We start from the raw sequence: 17,971 nt of genomic DNA, 5'->3' as shown, positions 1-17,971 counted from the left end.
GGTGTCTCCTGGTTCTGGTCGGGGGTGTCAGCCGCGGGGCAGCCGCGGGATGGCCGGGATCGCCGCCGGGGCGGCCGGTGCGTCGGCGGGCGCCTCGGCGCGCAGCTCCTCGATCCGGGCGGCCAGGCCGGCCACCGTGGGGGTCTCGAAGAGGCTGCGCATCGGCAGCCGTACGCCTGTCGCCTTGCGCATGGCGGCGATGAGCTGCACGGCCACCAGCGAGTTGCCGCCGAGGGCGAAGAAGTCGTCGTCCACGCCGACGTCGGTGACGCCGAGGCCGTCGCGCCACACCTGGGCGATCGTCTTCTCCAGCTCGGTGCCGGGCGCCGCCGAGCCGCCGCCGGTGACCCCGGCCGGGCCGGCCGGCGCGTCGGTCTCCTCGGCGAGGCTGTCGGTGGTGACCCGGGCCGCCCGGCGCCGGATGTCGGCGACGGTGCGGGTGGTGATCACCACCTGGGCGCCGAGGCCGGCGGCGAGGCTGCGGCGGAACGCCTCCGCGCCGTCGACCGGGCGGATGTCCTCGGTGACCGGTGCCGCGGCGTCCGCGTCCGCCGCCGGGGCCTCGGTCAGGTTGCCGGTGACCGCCTCCTGGTCGACCCGGCGCAGCACGAAGTCGCTGATCGCGACCAGCTCCCGCCCGTCCGGGTCGCGCAGCGACAGGTCGGCGGCGACCACCTCGTCGGTGGCGGCGGGCCGGTGCCGCAGGTGACTGTGGAACGTCCCCGGCAGCGCGCCGCGCACCACGATCCGGCCGTACGACAGCGGCAGGTAGGTGCCGGAGCCCTGCCCGCGGCCGAACGCGGTGGCCACGTCCAGCAGCGCCGGGTGCATGCCCCAGGAGGGCAGGTCGCCGACCGCGGCGGCGGGTGCCTGCACCCGGGCCAGCTCCTCGCCGTCGGCGAGGTGGTGCTCGGCCAGCGCCGCCCAGCGCGGCCCGAACGTGAGCATGCTGGTGCGTCCCCGGCCGAACGAGGCGTCGTCGTCGACCCGCCGCCCGTTCACCGCGGGCACGGCGGCCGGCGGCGCCGCGTCGGTGGTCCACCCGGCGGTGCCGCGGACGTGGGTGCGCGCCTGGCCGGCGGCGAGGCTGGCGACGGCGAAGTCGGTGCCGTCCTCGGCCGGGGTCAGCTCGACCCGGTACTGGGCCACGGTGCCGTCCGGCACCGAGAACGGCTCCAGGAACACCACGTCCCGCAGCTCCACCGCGGCGTCCGGTCCCGGCGCGGGCAGCGCCGCGACCACCGCGGCGCGCACCGACTCCAGGTGGGCGGTGCCCGGCACCACCGGCACCCCGCCGATCCGGTGCTCGTCGAGCAGCCAGTGGGTGTCGGCCGAGACCAGGCCGTGCAGCACCGTGCCGTCCGGACCGGCCACCATCGTGGTGAGCACCGGGTGGGCGACCGCCGTGGTGACGGTGTCCCGCCCGGCGGCCCGGAACGCGGCAGGCGCGGCGGTCTCCACCGCCATGCCGACCTCGGCCCAGCCGCCCCAGTTCTGCGACACCACCGGCGCGCGGAACCCGGTGCCGGAGCGCGCGAAGGCGTCCAGGAAGTTGTTCGCGGCGCAGTAGTCGACCTGGCCGAACCCGCCGATCACCGCGGTGATCGAGGAGCAGAGCACGACGAAGTCCAGCGGCAGGTCGCCGAAGACCCGGGCCAGCGCCAGGGTGCCGGCCAGCTTCGGGGCCAGCACGCGCCGCGCCTCGTCGCGGTCCTTCACCTCGGCCATGCCACCGCCGGGCAGACCGGCGGCGTGCACGATGCCGTCCAGCCCGCCGAACCGGCGCTCCGCCTCGTCGCGGACCCGGCGCAGGTCGTCGGCGTCGGTGACGTCGGCGGCGAGCACCAGCACCTCGGCGCCCGCGGCCTCCATCCGGCGGATCGCCGCGATGGCCCGCCCGGCCCGGTCGGCGCCGCCGTGCACCGCGAGGTGCGCGTCCCACTCGTCCCGCTCGGGCAGCCCGGAACGGGCCAGCAGGACCAGCTTGGCGCGGACCCGGCGGGCGAAGTCCTCGGCGAGGGTGACGCCGATGCCGCCGAGACCGCCGGTGATCAGGTACCGGCCCTCCTCGCGCAGCACGCCCGGCTCGTCCTCGGCGGCAACTGTGACCTGCTCGTAGCCGGCCAGCCAGCGGCGGTCGCCGCGCAGCGCCACCTCCGGGTGCTCGGCGTCGACCGGGCTGCGCAGCTCGGCCACCAGGGCGGCCACGCCGCGCGCGGCCGGGTCGGTGTCGAGCAGCCGCACGGTCAGGCCGGGCAGCTCGGCCGGGAGCACCCGGGCCAGGCCGGCCAGCGTGGCGTGCTCCGGGCGGGTCAGGTCGTCGCCGCGTACGTCGCCGATGCCGGCGGTGACCAGGTCCAGGCGGACGCCCGCCTCGTCGGCCGTCACACCGGCGCCGGCCAGGGCCTGCACCAGGTGCAGCGCGCCGAAGAAGCCGCGCTCCTGCGCCGCCCAGGCGGCCGCCGCGTCGGTGCCGGCCGGCTCGCCGTCGAGCGCGAACGCGTGCACGATCCGCCGGGGCAGGTCGGCGCCGAGCGCGGCGACCAGTTCCTCGGCGTCGGCGCGTACGCCGGGGCGCAGCCGGAAGCCGTTCGCGGTGGCGGTGAACGCGTCGCCGGCGCGTACCTCGACCGGGTCGTCGCCGGCGGAGCGCAACGCGGCCACGAGCGCCTCGCCGCGCGGGCCGTCGGCCAGCACCAGGCAGCGGCCCAGCGGCTCGGCCGTGCGGACCGGCGGGGCCTGCCGCCACGCCGGCACCGCGAACCACTCCGGCAGCGGGCGGGGGCCGGTCTCGACGGGCGCCGCGGCCAGCTCCTGCTCCGGGTCCGGGTCGATCCAGTAGCGGCGCCGCTCGAACGGGTACGTGGGCAGCGGCACCCGCCGCGCGTGCGGGTCGGCCGGGACGCTCACCGGCACCCCGGCGCACCACAGCGCCCCGGCCGTGCCGAGCAGCGCGGCCACGTCACCGGTCTGCTCGCCGGGGCCGGGCAGGCTGCCCAGCGGGGTCAGCGCGCGCTGTGCCTCGCCGGCCTTGGCGATCTGCATCCGGGCCAGGTTGGCCAGCTGCCGGCCGGGGCCGCACTCGACGAGCGCCCAGGTGCCCTCGGCGAGCAGCGTGGCCACGCACGCGCCGAAGCGGACCGGGCGGCGCAGGTGCGCGGCCCAGTACGCCGGGTCGGTGGCCTGCGCCTCGGTGATCCAGGTGCCTGTCACGTTCGAGACGAACGGCACCGCCGGGGCGCGCAGCGGCACTGTGGCCATCAGCGCGGTGAACTCGTCCAGGATCGGGTCCGTCATCGGCGAGTGGAACGCGTGCGAGGTGCGCAGCAGCTTCGCCTTGTTCTTGCCGCCGAGGCTCGCCGCGAACTCCTCCACGAGCGCCGTCTCACCGGCGACCACACAGGTGCCGGGGCCGTTGACCGTGGCCACCGACAGGCCCTCGGGCAGCTTGCCGGTCACCTCCGACTCGTCGAGCGTGACCGCCAGCATCGAGCCGGCGGGCAGGGAGTGCATGAGGCGGCCCCGGGCGGCCACCACGCGCAGCGCGTCGGCGAGGTCGAGCACCCCGGCGACCGTCGCGGCGACGTACTCGCCGATGGAGTGGCCGATCATCGCGGCCGGGGTCACACCGGCGGCCCGCCAGGCGGCGGCGAGGGCGTACTCGACTGTGAACAGGGCGGGCTGGGTGTAGCGGGTCTCGGTGAGCTTGTCCGCCGCCTCCGGGTCGCGGCCGAGGATCAGGTCGCGGATGTCCAGGCCCAGCTCGGGGCGGAGCAGTTCGGCGCACTCGTCGACGGCGGCGGCGTACGCGCTGTCCTGCCCGTACAGTTCGGCGCCCATCCCGGCGTACTGCGAGCCCTGGCCGCTGAACAGGAACGCCACCCGGGGCGCGGGGCCGTCGGCGACGCCCCGGTGGCCCTTGCGCCGCTCGCGCAGCGCGGCGGCGGCGGACGCCGGGTCACCGGCGACCACAGCGGCGCGGTGGGCGTACACCTGGCGGCCGACGCGCAGCGTGTGCGCCACGTCGGCGAGCGCCACGTCGCTGCCGCTCTCCAGGTGGTCGGCGAGCCGCCGCACGGCGGTGTCCAACGCGGTCGGCGTCTTCGCCGACACCTGGAGCAGGTGCGCCGGGCGGGCGGACGGCTCGTGCCGCCCCGCGGCCGGGGCCTCCTCCAGCACCACGTGGGCGTTGGTGCCGCCGATGCCGAAGGAGCTGACGCCGGCCCGGCGCGGTCCGCCGTCGGTGTCCCACTTGGTCAGCGTGTTTGCCACGTAGAACGGGGTGTCGGCGAAGTCGATGGCCGGGTTCGGCGTCTCGTAGTTGATGGTCGGCGGGATCAGCCCGTGCTCCATCGCCAGCACCGTCTTGATCACGCTGACGATGCCGGAGGGCTGGCTGAGGTGGCCGATGTTCGACTTCACCGAGCCGATGCCGCACCAGCCGCGCTCGTCGGTGTCCTTGGTGTAGACGGCGGACAGCGCGGCGACCTCGATCGGGTCGCCGAGCGCGGTGCCGGTGCCGTGCGCCTCCACATAGCTGATGCTGCGCGGGTCGACGCCGGCCAGCTCGACGGCCTGGGCGACGGCCTCCATCTGCCCGTCGATGCTGGGGGCGGTGAAGCCGACCTTCCCGGCGCCGTCGTTGTTGATCGCGTTGCCGAGCACGACCGCGCGGATGGTGTCGCCGTCGGCGATCGCGTCGGAGAGCCGCTTGAGCAGCGTCACGCCGACGCCGCTGCCCCACACCGTGCCGTTCGCTCCGGCGTCGAACGGCCGGCACCGCCCGTCCGGCGAGGTGAAGCCGTCCATGCCGAGGTAGCCGACGTGCGGCAGCTCGATGTTGACGCCGCCGGCCAGGGCCATGTCGCACTCGCCGTTGCGCAGCGCCTCGCAGGCCAGGTGGAACGCCACCAGCGAGGTGGAGCAGGCGGTGTGCACTGTCATGCTGGGCCCGCGCAGGTCCAGCCGGTACGACACGTTCGTGGCCACGTAGTTCGGCGAGTTGCCGGTGGCGAGCGAGACGGCGCCGTGCGGATTCCCCCCGACCCGCTTGTTGCGGAACACGTTGCGGTGCAGGTACGTGTTGCCGCCGGTGCCGGCGTACACGCCCACCGCGCCGTCGTAGCGGCCCGGGTCGTAGCCGGCGTCCTGCAACGCGGTGTAGCAGGTCTCCAGGAACAGCCGGTGCTGCGGGTCGGTGATCTCGGCCTCGCGGGCGGTCATCCCGAACAGGCCGGCGTCGAACTGGTCGTAGCCGTCCACCAGCGGGGCGCGGTTGACCCAGCCCGGGTCGTCGACCTCCTGCGGCTGGGCGCCGCGGGCGAGCTGCTCCTCGCGGGTCAGCTCGGTCGTCGACTCCACGCCGTCGACCAGGTTGCGCCAGAACTCGTCGACGTCGGCCGCGCCGGGGAGGCGGGCGGCGAGCCCGACGATGGCGATGGGCTCGACGCCGTCGTCGGCGGGAATGTCGTTCTGCATGGGAGTTCCTTCATTCACAAGGGATCGCGTCACGGGTGAGGTCGGCGTGGTGGCGGGGTACGGCGGGCGCGGCCCCGCCGGGCGGCGGCGCGCATGGCGGCGCGGGCCAGTTCCGGCCGGTCGGCGGCCCCGTCGAGGCTGGCGGCGAGCGCCCGTACGGTCGGGTGGCGGAACAGGTCGAGCATGGTGATCGAGCGGCCGGTGGCCTCGGTGAGGCGGGCGTGCACGGCGGCCAGGGCCATCGAGTGGCCGCCGATGTCGAAGAAGTTGTCGCTCACGCCGACCGCGTCGCGGCCGAGCACGTCGCGCCAGATCCCGGCGATCAGCTCCTCGGTCGCGGTGAGCGCGTCCGACCCGGCGGGCAGCGGCGCGCGGGCCGGTTCGGCGGTGGCGACGCTCATCGCGCCGAGCGCCGCGACCCGTACCGCCGGGCGGGGCAGCTCGGGCGCGACCTCGGCGGCCGGGGCGTCCGGGTCGGCGGCGAGCGCGCCGACCAGGGCGGCCAGGTCGGCCAGCAGCGCTTCGATCCGCTCGCTCTCGAACAGGTCCGGGTTGTGCACCACCTCGACGCCGGCCCGCCCGTCGCGCTCCACCACGTAGACGGTCAGGTCGAACGGCGACCCGGGCTTCGGTACCGGCACCGGCTCGACGGCCAGGCCGGTCAGCGTCAGCCGGGGCGCGACGAAGTTGAGCACGTTGAACAGCACCTGCACCAGCGGGGCGCGGGAGGTGTCCCGGCCCACGCCGAGCGCCTCGACGATGCGTTCCAGTGGCGCGCCCGGGTGGGCGGTGACCTCGTGCAGTTCGGCGGCGGCCCGGTCGACCTGCTCGGCGAAGCTCGCGCCGCCGGAGCGGACCCGCACCGGCACGGTGTCGATGAAGAACCCGATCACCTCGTCGAACGCGGCCAGCCGCCGGTCGGCGACGATCGCGCCGAGCACGTGCTCGTCGCCGCCGGTGACGCGCCGCAGCAGCTCACCGAACGCGGCCAGCAGCACCGCCGCGACAGTGCTGCCGCGCGTCGCGGCCAGGTCGCGCACGGCCAGGTCGGCGGTCTCGTCCAGCCGTACCGCGGCCTCCGCGCCGGCGTACGTCTGCACGGCCGGGCGGGGACGGTCGCGGGGCAGGTCCAGCACCGTCGGCGCGCCGGCCAGGTGCGCGGTCCACCAGGCCAGGTCCGTCTCGCCCCGGCGCCGGTCCCGGTCGGCGCGCCACACCGCGTAGTCGGCGTACGTGGCGGGCAGCGGCGGGCGGCCCGGCACCGACCGGCCGAGCGCGCGGGCGTACGCGAGCGCCAGCTCGTCGTAGAGCAGCGCCTCGGACCAGCCGTCGAAGACCGCGTGGTGCACGGTCACCGCGAGCACGTGCTCCTCGGCGGCGAGCCGGAACACGGTCACCTGCCAGGGCGGGCCGGTGGCCAGGTCGAACGCGTGCCCGGCGCCGGCCGCGAGCATGCCGGCCAGTTCGGCGTCCGGGTCGGCGGCGCCGGTCAGGTCGACCACCGGCACCGCCACATCGGTGGGTTCCTCGCGGACCGCGTACGGCACCCCGCCGTTCTGCGGGATGCGCCAGCGCAGCACGTCGTGCCGTTCCGCCACGGCCCGCAGCGCGGCGCCGAGCGCGGTGACGTCCAGCGGCCCGCGCAGCCGGTGCGCGACGGCGATGTTGTACGGCGCGCTGGACGGGGCGAGCTGGTCCATGAACCACAGCCGCCGCTGCGGCGGGGACAGCGTCGGCGGATTGCCTGTGGTGAGCCCGTCGGCGTCGGCGGGGTCGGCGGCGCGGACCCGGTCCACGAGCGCGGCGAACGTGCGGTCGGCGAACAGCACCCGCGTGTCCACCTGCCGGCCCAGTTCCGCGCGCAGCGCGGCGACCAGCCGCATCGCGGCGACGGAGTTGCCGCCGGCGGCGAGGAAGTCGCTGTCCGGGGCGGGCGCGGCGCCGAGCAGCCGGGTCCAGACGCGCCGGACCGCCGCCGTCACCGGGTCGTCGTCGGCGGACGCGTCGGCCACGGCGGCCGGGGTGGCCGCGGCCAGCTCGCGCAGCGCCGGCCGGTCCAGCTTGCCGGTGGTCGCGCTGACCGGCAGCGCGTCCAGCCGCACCGTCCGGGCCGGCAGCATCGCGGTGGTCAGCCGCGTCGCGGCGTACGCCCGCAGCTCGTCGTCGTCGGGCGCGCCGGCCGGGGTGAGGAACGCGACCAGCTCGGCGCCGGCCGGGCCGGGTACCGCCTCCACCGCGACGCGCTCGACGCCCGGGTGGGCGGCCAGCACCGCCTCGATCTCGCCCAGCTCGATGCGCTGGCCGCGGACCTTCACCTGGCGGTCGGCGCGGCCGAGGTAGACGATCCGGCCGTCCGGGCCCTGCCGGACCAGGTCACCGGTGCGGTAGAGCCGCTCGCCGGGGACGTCGCCGAACGGGTCGGGCACGAACCGCTCGGCGGTGAGGCCGGGCCGGTTGAGGTAGCCGTCGGCCAGGCCGGGCCCGCCGATCAGCAGTTCGCCGGTCTCCCCCGCCGGCACCGGACGCAGGTCGGCGTCGACCACGTACGCCCGGTGGTTGGGCAGCGGCCGGCCGATCGGCATCGGGTCGGTGTCGGCCGGGGTGAGGTCGCAGGTGACCGCCAGCACGGTGGTCTCGGTCGGGCCGTAGCCGTTGAGGAACCGCCGGCCGGGCGCCCAGCGGGCGACCAGCTCGGCCGGGACCGCCTCGCCGCCGCAGAGCAGCACCCGCCACGACGGGAACCCGGCCGGGTCCAGCAGCGACAGCACGGTCGGGGTGATGAAGCCCCAGGTGACCTCGTGCTCGGCGACGAACCGGGCCAGCCGCACCGGGTCGGCCCGGTCGTCGGCGCCGAGCAGCTGCACCGCGCCGCCGAGCGTGAGCGGCACGAACAGGTCCATGGTGGCCGCGTCGAAGCCGAGCGAGGCGATGCCGAGGCTGCGGACCGACGCGTCGGCGCCGGTCAGCGCGCTCACCCCGGTGACGAACTCGACGGCGTTGCGGTGGGTGGTCAGCACGCCCTTCGGGCGGCCGGTGGAACCGGAGGTGAACAGCACGTACGCCGGGTCGCCGGGGCGGGCCGGGCAGGGCGCGAGCGGGGCCGGGCCGGGCAGGCCGAGCGCCGTCACGCCGGGCTCGTCGCCGAACTCGGCCGCCGCCGCGTCACCGACCACCACGCGTACGCCCGCGTCGCGGGCGATCCCGCGCAGCCGGGCCCGGGGGCCGCCCGGCTCCAGCGGCACGTACGCGGCGCCGGCGAGCAGCACGCCCACCACGGTGACCACCAGGTCGGGGGTACGCGCGCCGCACACGCCGACCCGGTCGCCCCGGCCGACGCCGTGCTCGCGCAGCGCGGCGGCCACCCCGGCGGCCCGGTCGACGAGCTGCCGGTAGGTGAGCCGGGTGTCCCACTGGCGCACCGCCACCGCGTCCGGGGTACGGGCCGCCTGCGCGGTGACCAGGTCGGCCAGGGTGGCGTCCGGCCACGGCAGGTCCGGGCCGTGGACGGCGCTGACGGTCAGGGTGTCGGTCACCGGAGTGCTCCAAGCTGCTCGGCCGGGTCGGTGATCTGGAGGCGCAGTTCGCTGACGTAATTGCGCCCCCGGGCGTCGGGCACCCACGCCTCGGTGGGTGCGGGCAGCAGTTCGGAGACCACCACCGGCACGTCCGGGCCGGTACGCAGCGCGGCGTCGACCATCGCGCACAGCGACTGCGCGTACAGCGGGCCGGTCAGGTCCACGTAGCAGGGCTTGATCTCGGTGCCGACCTTGACGAACACCCGCTCGGGCAGGCCGGTCCCGGCGCGCCAGCGGCGTACCGCCAGGTAGCGGGCGGTCTCGTCGGCGTGGCCGCCCAGCCCGCACGCCCCGGCCGTGGTGCGCCAGGTACGCCGGGCCACGACCAGCCGGTCGATGGTGATGCGGGGCGTGTACGCGGCGGCGCCGAGCAGCTTGAACGCGTCCAGCAGCAGCGAGCCGAGCAGCGTGGCGAACACCTCCATCAGCGGCCAGCGGGCGCCGTCGGGGAAGACCGCGGTGAGCTGGTCCCCGGTGCGTTCGACCACCACGGCGGTGGCCGGAACCAGGCGGTCCACGTCGGCGCCGTGCGCGGTGTCGATGCCGAGCTGACGGTCCGCCGGGCCGGTCAGCGCGTACGTGGTGCGGGTGGTGCGGCGGGGGAAGCTGTCCGGCCAGAGCACCCGCAGCCGGACCGGACCCAGGTCGGCGTCGAGGTCGGCGCGCAGCGCGGCCGGGTCCGGGTGGAACGGGCTGAGCACCGCGCTGTCGAACGCGACCGAGGCCGGGTGCAGCTCGCCGAGCACCAGCAGGAAGTCGCCGCGCTCGACGGCCTCCGGCGAGGCCGCACTGAGCTGCACGTCCGGGTTGTGCAGCCGGGCCGACGGCCAGCCGGGCCGCTCGGCCGGGAAGAGTTCCCGGGCCCGTTCGGTCAGGTCCGCGGCGCGCAGCCGCAGCTCCGCCTGCCCCTCGGGCAGGTCGGCCAGGCCGAACAGCTCGGCCCAGCGCGCGGTGAGCGTGGCGCCGGCCCGGCCGATCGGGCCGTCCGGGGCCACGAGCGTGCCCTGGGCCAGCAGCCACAGGTCGGCCAGCCGCACCGGGCCGTCGGCGGCCAGCTCCTCGTGCAGCTCGGTGAAGAGCTCGCCGCAGCGGGCGGCGACCTCGCCTGTGAACCAGCGGGCGGTACGCAGCACCACCGCCATCGGCTCGGCCAGCGCGTCGATCACCGCCGACCCGATCCGGAACTCCAGGTCGCGGGCGGTCTCCTCGTAGCAGACCGTGCGGGCGGCGTACATCTGTCCGCTGTGCCGGGTGGCCGGGCGGCCGGTGACGGCGGTGAACTCGGCGTTGAGCGCGGCGAGCGCGGCACCGAGCCGGTCCGGGTCGCCGGCCGCGGCGGTCACCTCGTCACGGGCGGCGCGGAGCCGGCCGAACTCGGCCGCCGTCGCGGCACGGACCGGTTCGTCGCCGATCGCGGCGATCCGCGCGGCGAGCACCTGCTCGGCGTCGGGCGCGATCGGCAGGTTGGCGCCCCAGCTGAGCCGCCCGCGCTCCACCCACCGGTCCAGCAGCAGGTAGACGTCGTCAGGACTGTGCACCTCACCGGCGTCGCAGAGCCGGTGCGCCAGCTCCAGCGCCGGGGTCCGCCCGTCGCAGGCGCCGAGCAGCAGCGCCTCGACCGGGGTCAGCGCGATCGGCGGGTGCAGCGGCGCCCGCAGTTCCCGTCCGGCGACGGTCAGGTGCGGTTGCAGGGCGGGTGCCCACCAGCGGCGGACCGCGAGGTCGTCGGCGAGCCGGTCGGCGTACGCGATGAGCGCCCACGCCTCGAAGTACACCCGCCGCCGGTGCACCAGCGCCGCGCCGGGCGCGGTGTGCACGCCGGGCCGGGTGGCGTCGAACGTGCCCCAGCAGACCGGGCCGAAGAAGCCGATCGTCTCGGCCTTGCCGCAGTAGCGCTGCCAGTAGCGCAGCAGGCTCAGCTCGCGCTTGCGGCGGCGGACGTTGCGGACCTGCGGGTCGGTGCGCAGCAGCCCGTCCAGCGCGATGAGCATGTCCGGGTTCTGCCAGGTTACCGCCTCGCGCAGCAGCGGGTCGGCGGCCAGCTCGCCGGCCACCGCGGAGGACTCGGCGAACGCGTCGCCCAGCGCCTTGCCGAACACCTCGGGGCCGGTGTCGCCGGCGAGCAGCGCGTCCGCGGCGGCGGCGCAGTCCGGCGCGGCGAACCGGTCCAGCCCGGCGGCCGGGAAACCGGCGGTACGCAGGACCACGTCCCGCCACACCGACCAGCCGGTGTCGCCCAGGGGCAGCAGATGGCTCACCGGTGGTCCTCCCGCCGGGCGTCGGTGATGTGCAGGCGCAGCTCGCTGAAGTAGCGGCGGCCCTGCCCGTCGGGCACCCACGCCTGCTCCGGTGCGGGCAGCATCTCGCTGACCGTGAACGACACGTCGTCGCCGCCGTCGACCCGGGCGGCGCGCACCATCGCGCACAGCGTGGTGGCGAACGCAGGCGCGGACAGGTCCACGAAGCACGGCTTGGTCTCGGTGCCGAGCTTGACGTACACCTGCTCGGGCAGGCCGAGGCGGCGCCGCCAGTCCCGGACGGCGAGGAAGCGGGCCCGCTCGCCGTCGGGCACGGCGAGGCCGCTCTCGCCCACCGTGGTCCGCCACGTCTGCCGGGCCAGCACCAGCCGGTCCACGGTGATCCGGGGCGTGTACGGCGCGGCGGCGACCAGCTTGAACCCGTCCACGGCGTGCGCGCTGAGCGGCTCGGCGAAGACCTCGACGAGCGGCCAGCGCTGCCCGTCCGAGGCGGTGGCGACCAGCTCGCCGTCCACCTCCTCGACGACCAGGTCGACTGTGGGCAGCACGCGGGCCGGGTCGGCGCCCGGGGCGTCGAGGAACGCCAGATGCCTGTCGGTCGGGCCGGTCAGCGACTCGGCGGTACGGCTGGTGCGCCGCGGCCAGTCGGCCGGGAACAGCAGCCGCACCCGCCGCTGCCCCATGTCCACCGCGAGCGCGTCGCGTAGCCGCTCCACGTCCGGGTGCGACGGGGTGAACACCGCGCAGTCGAACGACGACCAGGCGGCGTGCAGCTCACCGAGCACCACCGTGTAGTCGCCGCGCCGCAGCGCGTCCGCGTCGGTGGCACAGATCTGCAGGTCGGGGCTGTGCATGGCGGCGTTGGACCACCCCGGACCGTCGCCGGGGAACACGGCGTCGATCCGGCCGGCGAGGTCGGCCGCGCGCAGCCGTACGTCGGTGGTGCCGGCGGGCAGCGTGTCCAGGCCGAACAGTCCGGCCCACCGGGCCGCGAAGTCCGCCGCCACCGCGTCGACCGGCCGGTCCCCGTCGCCCCAGAACATCCCCTGGGCCAGGAACCACAGGTCGGCCAGCGGCACCGGGCCGCGGGACTCGGCGCGCAGCTCCTCGTACAGGCCGCGCAGCACGTCCAGGTAGGCGCGGGCGAGCGCGTTGGCCAGCCAGCGGGCGGCGCGCAGCAGCACGTCCAGCGGGGCGGCCAGCTCGGCCAGCAGCGGCGCGCCGAACACCACGTCCAGGTCCCGGGCGCTGTCCTCGTAGCAGACCGTGCGGCCGGCGTACATCTGTCCGGCCCGGCGCACCGCGGGCACGCCGGTCAGCTCGGTGAACGTGGCGTCCAGGGCGTCCAGGGCGGTCCGCAGCCGGTCCGCGTCGCCTGCCGCGGCGGCGACGTCGTCGCGGGCGGCGCGCAGCCGGTCGAACCCGGCGCGGGCGGTGGCGCGGGCCGGGTCGTCGCCGATCGCGTCGATGCGGTCGGCCAGCACCCGCTCGGCGTCCGGGCTCACCGGCAGGGCCGCGTCCCAGGTGATCAGTTCCCGTTCGACCAGCCGGTCGAGCAGCGCGTAGCCGTCCTCCGGGCGGCGCAGCCCGATCGCCGGGTCGGCGACCAGGTCGGCGGCGCGCCGGCCGTCGGCCGCGCGGAGCAGCGCGGCCTCGACCGGGGTCAGTGTCAGCGGCGGGCGGCCGGGCCGCAGTACGTCGCGGTCCCGGACGGCCAGGTGGGCCCGCAGCATCGGCGGCCACCACCGCCGCACCGCCAGGTCCGCGCCGATCCGTTCGGCGTACGCGGACAGCGCCCACGACTCGAACCACACCCAGCGCCGCCGGGTCAGGCTGTCGCCGGGGTTGACTCGGGCAACTTCCGGCTGCGCGGGATCGACAGTGACCCAGCAGCTGGGGCCGAAGAAGCCCACAGTCTCGTTCTTGCCGCAGTAGCGCTGCCAGTACTTCAGCAGCGCCCGTTCCCGGTCGCGGCGGCGCACGTTGCGGGCCGCGTCGGCGCCGCCGCGCACCAGCCCGTCGAACGCCACCAGCGCGCCCCGGTTCTGCCAGGTGACCGCCTCGCGCAGCAGCGGGTCGGCGGCCAGCTCGCTGAACCGCTGCGCGCCGGCGCGCAGCGCCTCCTCGAACTCCTTGGTGAACCGGTCCTCACCGGCGCCGGTGGCCAGCAGCTCGTCGGCCGCCGCGGCGGCCCGGGGCGCGGTGAACAGCTCCAGCCCGTCGGCCGGGAAACCGGTGGTCCGCAGCATCGCGTCGCGCCACACCGACCAGCCGGTGCCGCCGAGCGGAACCCGGTGCGCGGCGCCGGCGGTCCCGCGACCGGCGGCGCGCACCGGGTCCGGACCCGCGTCCGGCGTGCCGGGGCGGGTGTCGGTGGGCGCGGCGGTCAGGTCGGCCCGGATCAGCGCGACCAGCTCGGTCAGCCGGTCGTGCAGGAAGAAGTGCCCGCCGTCCAGCTCGTGCAGGGTGAACCCGGCCGCGGTGTGCTCGGCCCAGGCGGCGCTCTGCTCCCGGCTGACCGCCCGGTCGGTGCGACCGGCGAACACGACGATCGGCACCGGCAGCGGCTCGCCCGGCACGTGGCGGTAGTCGTCGACCCGGCCGAAGTCGGCGCGCAGCAGCGGCAGCAGCAGTTCCACCAGCTCGGGGTGGTCGAGCAGTTCGGCGGGCAGGCCGCCGCCCTCGCCGAGGCGGCGCAGCAGCTCGTCGTCGCCGGCCCGGGACAGCCCGTCGAACGGGCCGGGCGTGGCGACGTGCGGGGCGCGCGCGCCGCCGACGTAGAGCCGCAGCGGCAGCGGGCGGCCGGTGCGGCGCAGCTCACGGACCACGTCGAAGCCGAGCCGTCCGCCCATCGAGTGGCCGTAGATCGCGTACGGGCGGTCGGCACGGGAGGCGATGGCGTCGGCCACCTCGGCGACGCTGAAGCGCGGGTCCTCGGTGATCCGGTTCTCCCGGCCGGGCAGTTGCACCGGCACCACGTCGACGCTCGGACCGAACTCGGCCGCCCAGCGCCGGAACGCGCTGGCGCCCGCTCCGGCGTAGGGCAGGCAGAACAACCGCACCGGCGCCTCGGGTCGGCTTCCGGCGGAGACGAACCAGTTCACCGCGGACCTTTCTGCACGGGGTCGATCCAGTGCCGGCGGCGCTGGAACGGGTAGGTGGGCAGTCCGGTGCGCCGGACCGTGCCCTCGGGGTGCAGCGCGTGCCAGTCGACGTCGCGCCCGGCGACCCACTCGGCGGCCGTCTCGCGCAGCGGGCCGCCGTCACCGGCGATGCGGGCGCCGGTGTCCAGCAGCACGTCCAGCGCGGAGAGCGCGGCCGGCAGGTCGGCGGCGACCACCGCCGCCCGGTGGGCGAACGCCCGCCGGCCCAGCGCCAGCGTGGCGGCCACGTCGGACAGTGCCGGGGCGGCCCCGGCGAGGTGGCTGCGCAGGCGGGCCAGCGCGGCCCGCAGCGCCGCCGGGGTACGCGCGGAGACCGGCAGCAGCCACGGTCCCCCGCCGGGCGGGTCGGCCGGCTCGGCGGGCGGCGGCTGTTCCACCACGACGTGCGCGTTGGTGCCGCCCAGGCCGAACGCGCTCACTCCGGCGACCCGGCGCGCGTCGTCCGGCCAGTCCCGCGCCTTGGTGGGTACGTAGAAGGGTCCGGCGGCCAGGTCGATCTCCGGGTGCGGACGGGTGAAGTGCAGGTTCGGCGGGATCACCCCGTGCCGGACGGCCAGCACCGTCTTGATCAGCCCGGCGATGCCGGCCGCGGCGTCGAGGTGACCGATGTTGGTCTTCACCGAGCCGAGCGCTGTGGACTCGGCGGGCGCGGCGCCCGCGTACACCTCGTGCAACGCGGCGACCTCGATGGCGTCGCCGAGTGGCGTACCGCTGCCGTGGCCCTCGACGAAGCGGACCTCGCCGGGTGCGACCTCGGCGGTGGCGAGCGCGTTCGCGACGGCGGCGGCCTGTCCGGCCGGGCCGGGTACGGCGAAGCCGGCCCGGTCCGGGCCGTCGTTGGTGACCGCCCAGCCCGGCAGGATCGCGTAGATGCGGTCGCCGTCGGCCTGCGCGTCGGAGAGCCGGCGCAACGCGACCACGCCCGCGCCGGAGCCGAAGCCGGAGCCGGCGGCGGCCTCGTCGAAGGCGCGGCACCGGCCGTCGGGCGAGGCGAGCCCGCCCGCCCGGTGCCGGGGCCACATCACCGTGGACCCGCCGGCCAGCGCCAGGTCGCACTGGTAGTCGGCGAGGCTCTGCGCGGCGACGCACACCGCGACGAGCGAGCTGGAGCAGGCGCTCTGCACGGCCATCGCCGGGCCGGTCAGGCCGAGCCGGTAGGCCACCTGACCGGGCAGGTGGTCGGTGAACTGGCGGCCGACGAGCCGGGCCTCCCAGTCGTCCGGGTCGACGTCGCCGACCACCGCCGGGTTGTCCATGAGGTGGAACAGGAAGTAGCGGTTGGCCGAGGTGGCGGCGTAGACGCCGACCAACCCGGGGAAGCGCGCCGGGTCGTGCCCGGCGTCCTCCAGCGCCTCCCAGGCGGTCTCCAGGAACAGCCGGTGCTGCGGGTCGGTGCGGGCGGCCTCGTCGGCGCCGAAGCCGAAGAAGTCGGCGTCGAAGTCGGCCACCCCGTCGAGGCGGCCGGTGGCGCGGACGTGCCGGGGGTCCGCGCGCAGAGCGGGGCCGATGCCGAGCGCGGCCAGCTCCTCGTCGGTGTGGTCGTGCACCGAGTCGACGCCGGTGCACAGGTTCCACCAGAACGTGGCCACGTCGGGCGCGCCGGGGAACCGCCCGGCGACGCCGACCACGGCGATCTCGTCGCCGGTGTAGTCGCGGGCGGCGCGCACCGGCGCGGCGGGCGCGGGCAGCACCGGGGCGCGGACGGCCTCGGGTGGGGCGTCGAGCAGCGCCGCCTGGGTGGCGACGGTCGGGTGGTCGAACAGGCGCAGCATCGGCAGGCGTACGCCGAATCGCTCGGCGAGGCGCTGCTGCACCTGGCCCAGCAGCAGCGACTGCCCGCCCACGTCGAAGAAGCTGGCGGTGCGGGCGACCGCGTCGCGGCCCAGCACCGCGCACCAGATGTCGTGCACGGCGCGTTCGGTGTCGGTGGCCGGGGCCTCCTCGGCGGGCACCTCGGTGACCGGGTCGGGCAGCGCCCGTTCGTCGACCTTGCCGGTGACGGTGAGCGGGAACTCGTCGACCACCATCACCGCGCGGGGCACGGCGTAGTCGGGCAGCGCGGCGGTCAGCGCCGCGCGCAGCGCCGCCGGGTCCGGGCGGGCGCCGGCCGGGCGGGCGTACGCGAGCAGCTCGCCGTCGCGCACGATCGCGCGCACGCCCGCCACGCCGGGCTGGGCGGACAGCACCGCTTCGATCTCGGTCAGCTCGACCCGGTGCCCGCGTACCTTGACCTGCCGGTCGAGCCGGCCGAGGCAGACCAGTTCCCCGCCGGGCAGCAGCCGGCCCAGGTCACCGGTGCGGTACGACAGCAGCCCGTCGGCGTCGACGCCGAACCGGTCGCTGTCCTGGTTGAGGTAGCCGGGGGCGAGGTGGCGGCTGCGGACCACGATCTCGCCGGTGTCCGGGGCGAGGTCCAGCCGGTAGCCGGGGAACGCGACGCCCACCGGCAGCGGCCCGCGGGCGTCAGGGTCCACCTCGGACAGCTGCTGCACGTGCCGGGCGGCGAACGTCATCTCGGTGGCGCCGTAGCCGTTGACGAGCACGCAGCCGGGGGCGAAGCGGTCCCGGCCGCGGGCCGCGTCGGCCCAGGTGGCCTGCTCGCCGCCGAGCAGCACCGCCCGCACCGTGGGCAGCCGGCGCGCGCCGAGCGTGTCGAGCAGGAAGCGGTAGACGGTGGGCGTGCAGTGCAGCACCGTGGCGCGGTGCCGGTCGAGCTGGTCGACGGCGTGCGCCAGCCCTTGGCGGCGCAGGTCGACCGGTACGACTGCGGCGCCGGTGAGCAGCGCCGGGTAGAGGTCGGGGATGGCGGCGTCGAAGCTGAACGACGCGAGCAGGCTGAGCCGGTCGTCCGGGCCGACGCCGAGCGCGGCGATCTGGTTGTCGACGACGTGGGCCAGGTTGCGGTGGGTCTGTCCGACCGCCTTGGGCACGCCTGTCGAGCCGGAGGTGAACAGCACGTACGCCAGCGCGTCCGGGTCGGCCGCGACCGGGCGCAGCGGGGCCGGCGGCGCCTCGTCCAGCGCTACGACCGGGCGCCCGGCGGCCAGTGTGGACGCCAGGTCGCGGTGCTCGGCGGCGCAGGCCACCGCGGTGACCCCGGCGGCGTCGACCATGTGGCGCAGCCGCGCGACCGGGAAGCCCGGGTCCAGCGGCACGTACGCGCATCCGGTCGCGAGGGCGCCGAGCATCGCCGCCACGGTGGGCGCACCGTGTGCGGTGAGCAGCGCGATCCGGTCTCCGGCGCGCAGGCCCGCGGCGGCGAACACGGCAGCGTGCCCGCCGGCCGATCCGGCCAGCTCGGTGTAGGTGACCTCGTGGGTCTCACCGAGAAGTGCCGGACGTCCGCCGTGTACCGCCGAGATCGCGCCGAAACGATTGATGATCATCGTCTCTGCCATGTCAGGAAGCGGGTTGCGCTCCACAGAGGGCAGGCAGGCAGCAATCGACGAATGTGATCATTGATCCCCCCCAGGACTTCACATTGGAAGCAGAATAT

Annotated in this window: 5 protein-coding genes; all 5 read right to left on the bottom strand. The window is 76.4% G+C overall.

What is annotated here, in order from left to right; translation table 11 throughout:
- Positions 1-27 precede the first annotated feature (27 nt).
- The 5 genes from FB454_RS25250 to FB454_RS25230 are packed head-to-tail and all read right to left on the bottom strand — an operon-like array spanning position 28 to position 17,873.
- The gene (locus FB454_RS25250) at positions 28-5,478 is read right to left on the bottom strand and encodes a type I polyketide synthase (protein WP_145823640.1); all 5,451 of its coding nucleotides are present in this window, start codon (positions 5,476-5,478) and stop codon (positions 28-30) included.
- Positions 5,479-5,507: 29 nt separating this feature from the next.
- Positions 5,508-9,011 (bottom strand): non-ribosomal peptide synthetase, encoded by a 3,504-nt coding sequence (locus FB454_RS25245; protein ID WP_145823639.1) that lies wholly within the window; start codon positions 9,009-9,011, stop codon positions 5,508-5,510.
- Positions 9,008-11,311 carry a lantibiotic dehydratase gene (locus FB454_RS25240; RefSeq protein WP_145823638.1) on the bottom strand — a complete coding sequence of 768 codons (2,304 nt, stop codon included), beginning with the start codon at positions 11,309-11,311 and terminating at the stop codon, positions 9,008-9,010. Before FB454_RS25240 ends, FB454_RS25245 begins: the two co-directional genes overlap by 4 nt.
- Positions 11,308-14,415: a thioesterase domain-containing protein gene (locus FB454_RS25235; protein ID WP_145823637.1), complete on the bottom strand. Its 3,108-nt coding sequence runs from the start codon at positions 14,413-14,415 to the stop codon at positions 11,308-11,310. The genes FB454_RS25240 and FB454_RS25235 overlap by 4 nt, the downstream gene beginning before the upstream one ends.
- Positions 14,412-17,873: an AMP-binding protein gene (locus FB454_RS25230; protein ID WP_145823636.1), complete on the bottom strand. Its 3,462-nt coding sequence runs from the start codon at positions 17,871-17,873 to the stop codon at positions 14,412-14,414. Before FB454_RS25230 ends, FB454_RS25235 begins: the two co-directional genes overlap by 4 nt.
- Positions 17,874-17,971: the final 98 nt, after the last annotated feature.

The organism is Micromonospora sp. CNZ297, from assembly GCF_007827625.1.
The sequence above is the reverse complement of the archived record's forward strand: the minus strand, read 5'-3'. Positions and strand labels throughout refer to the sequence as shown.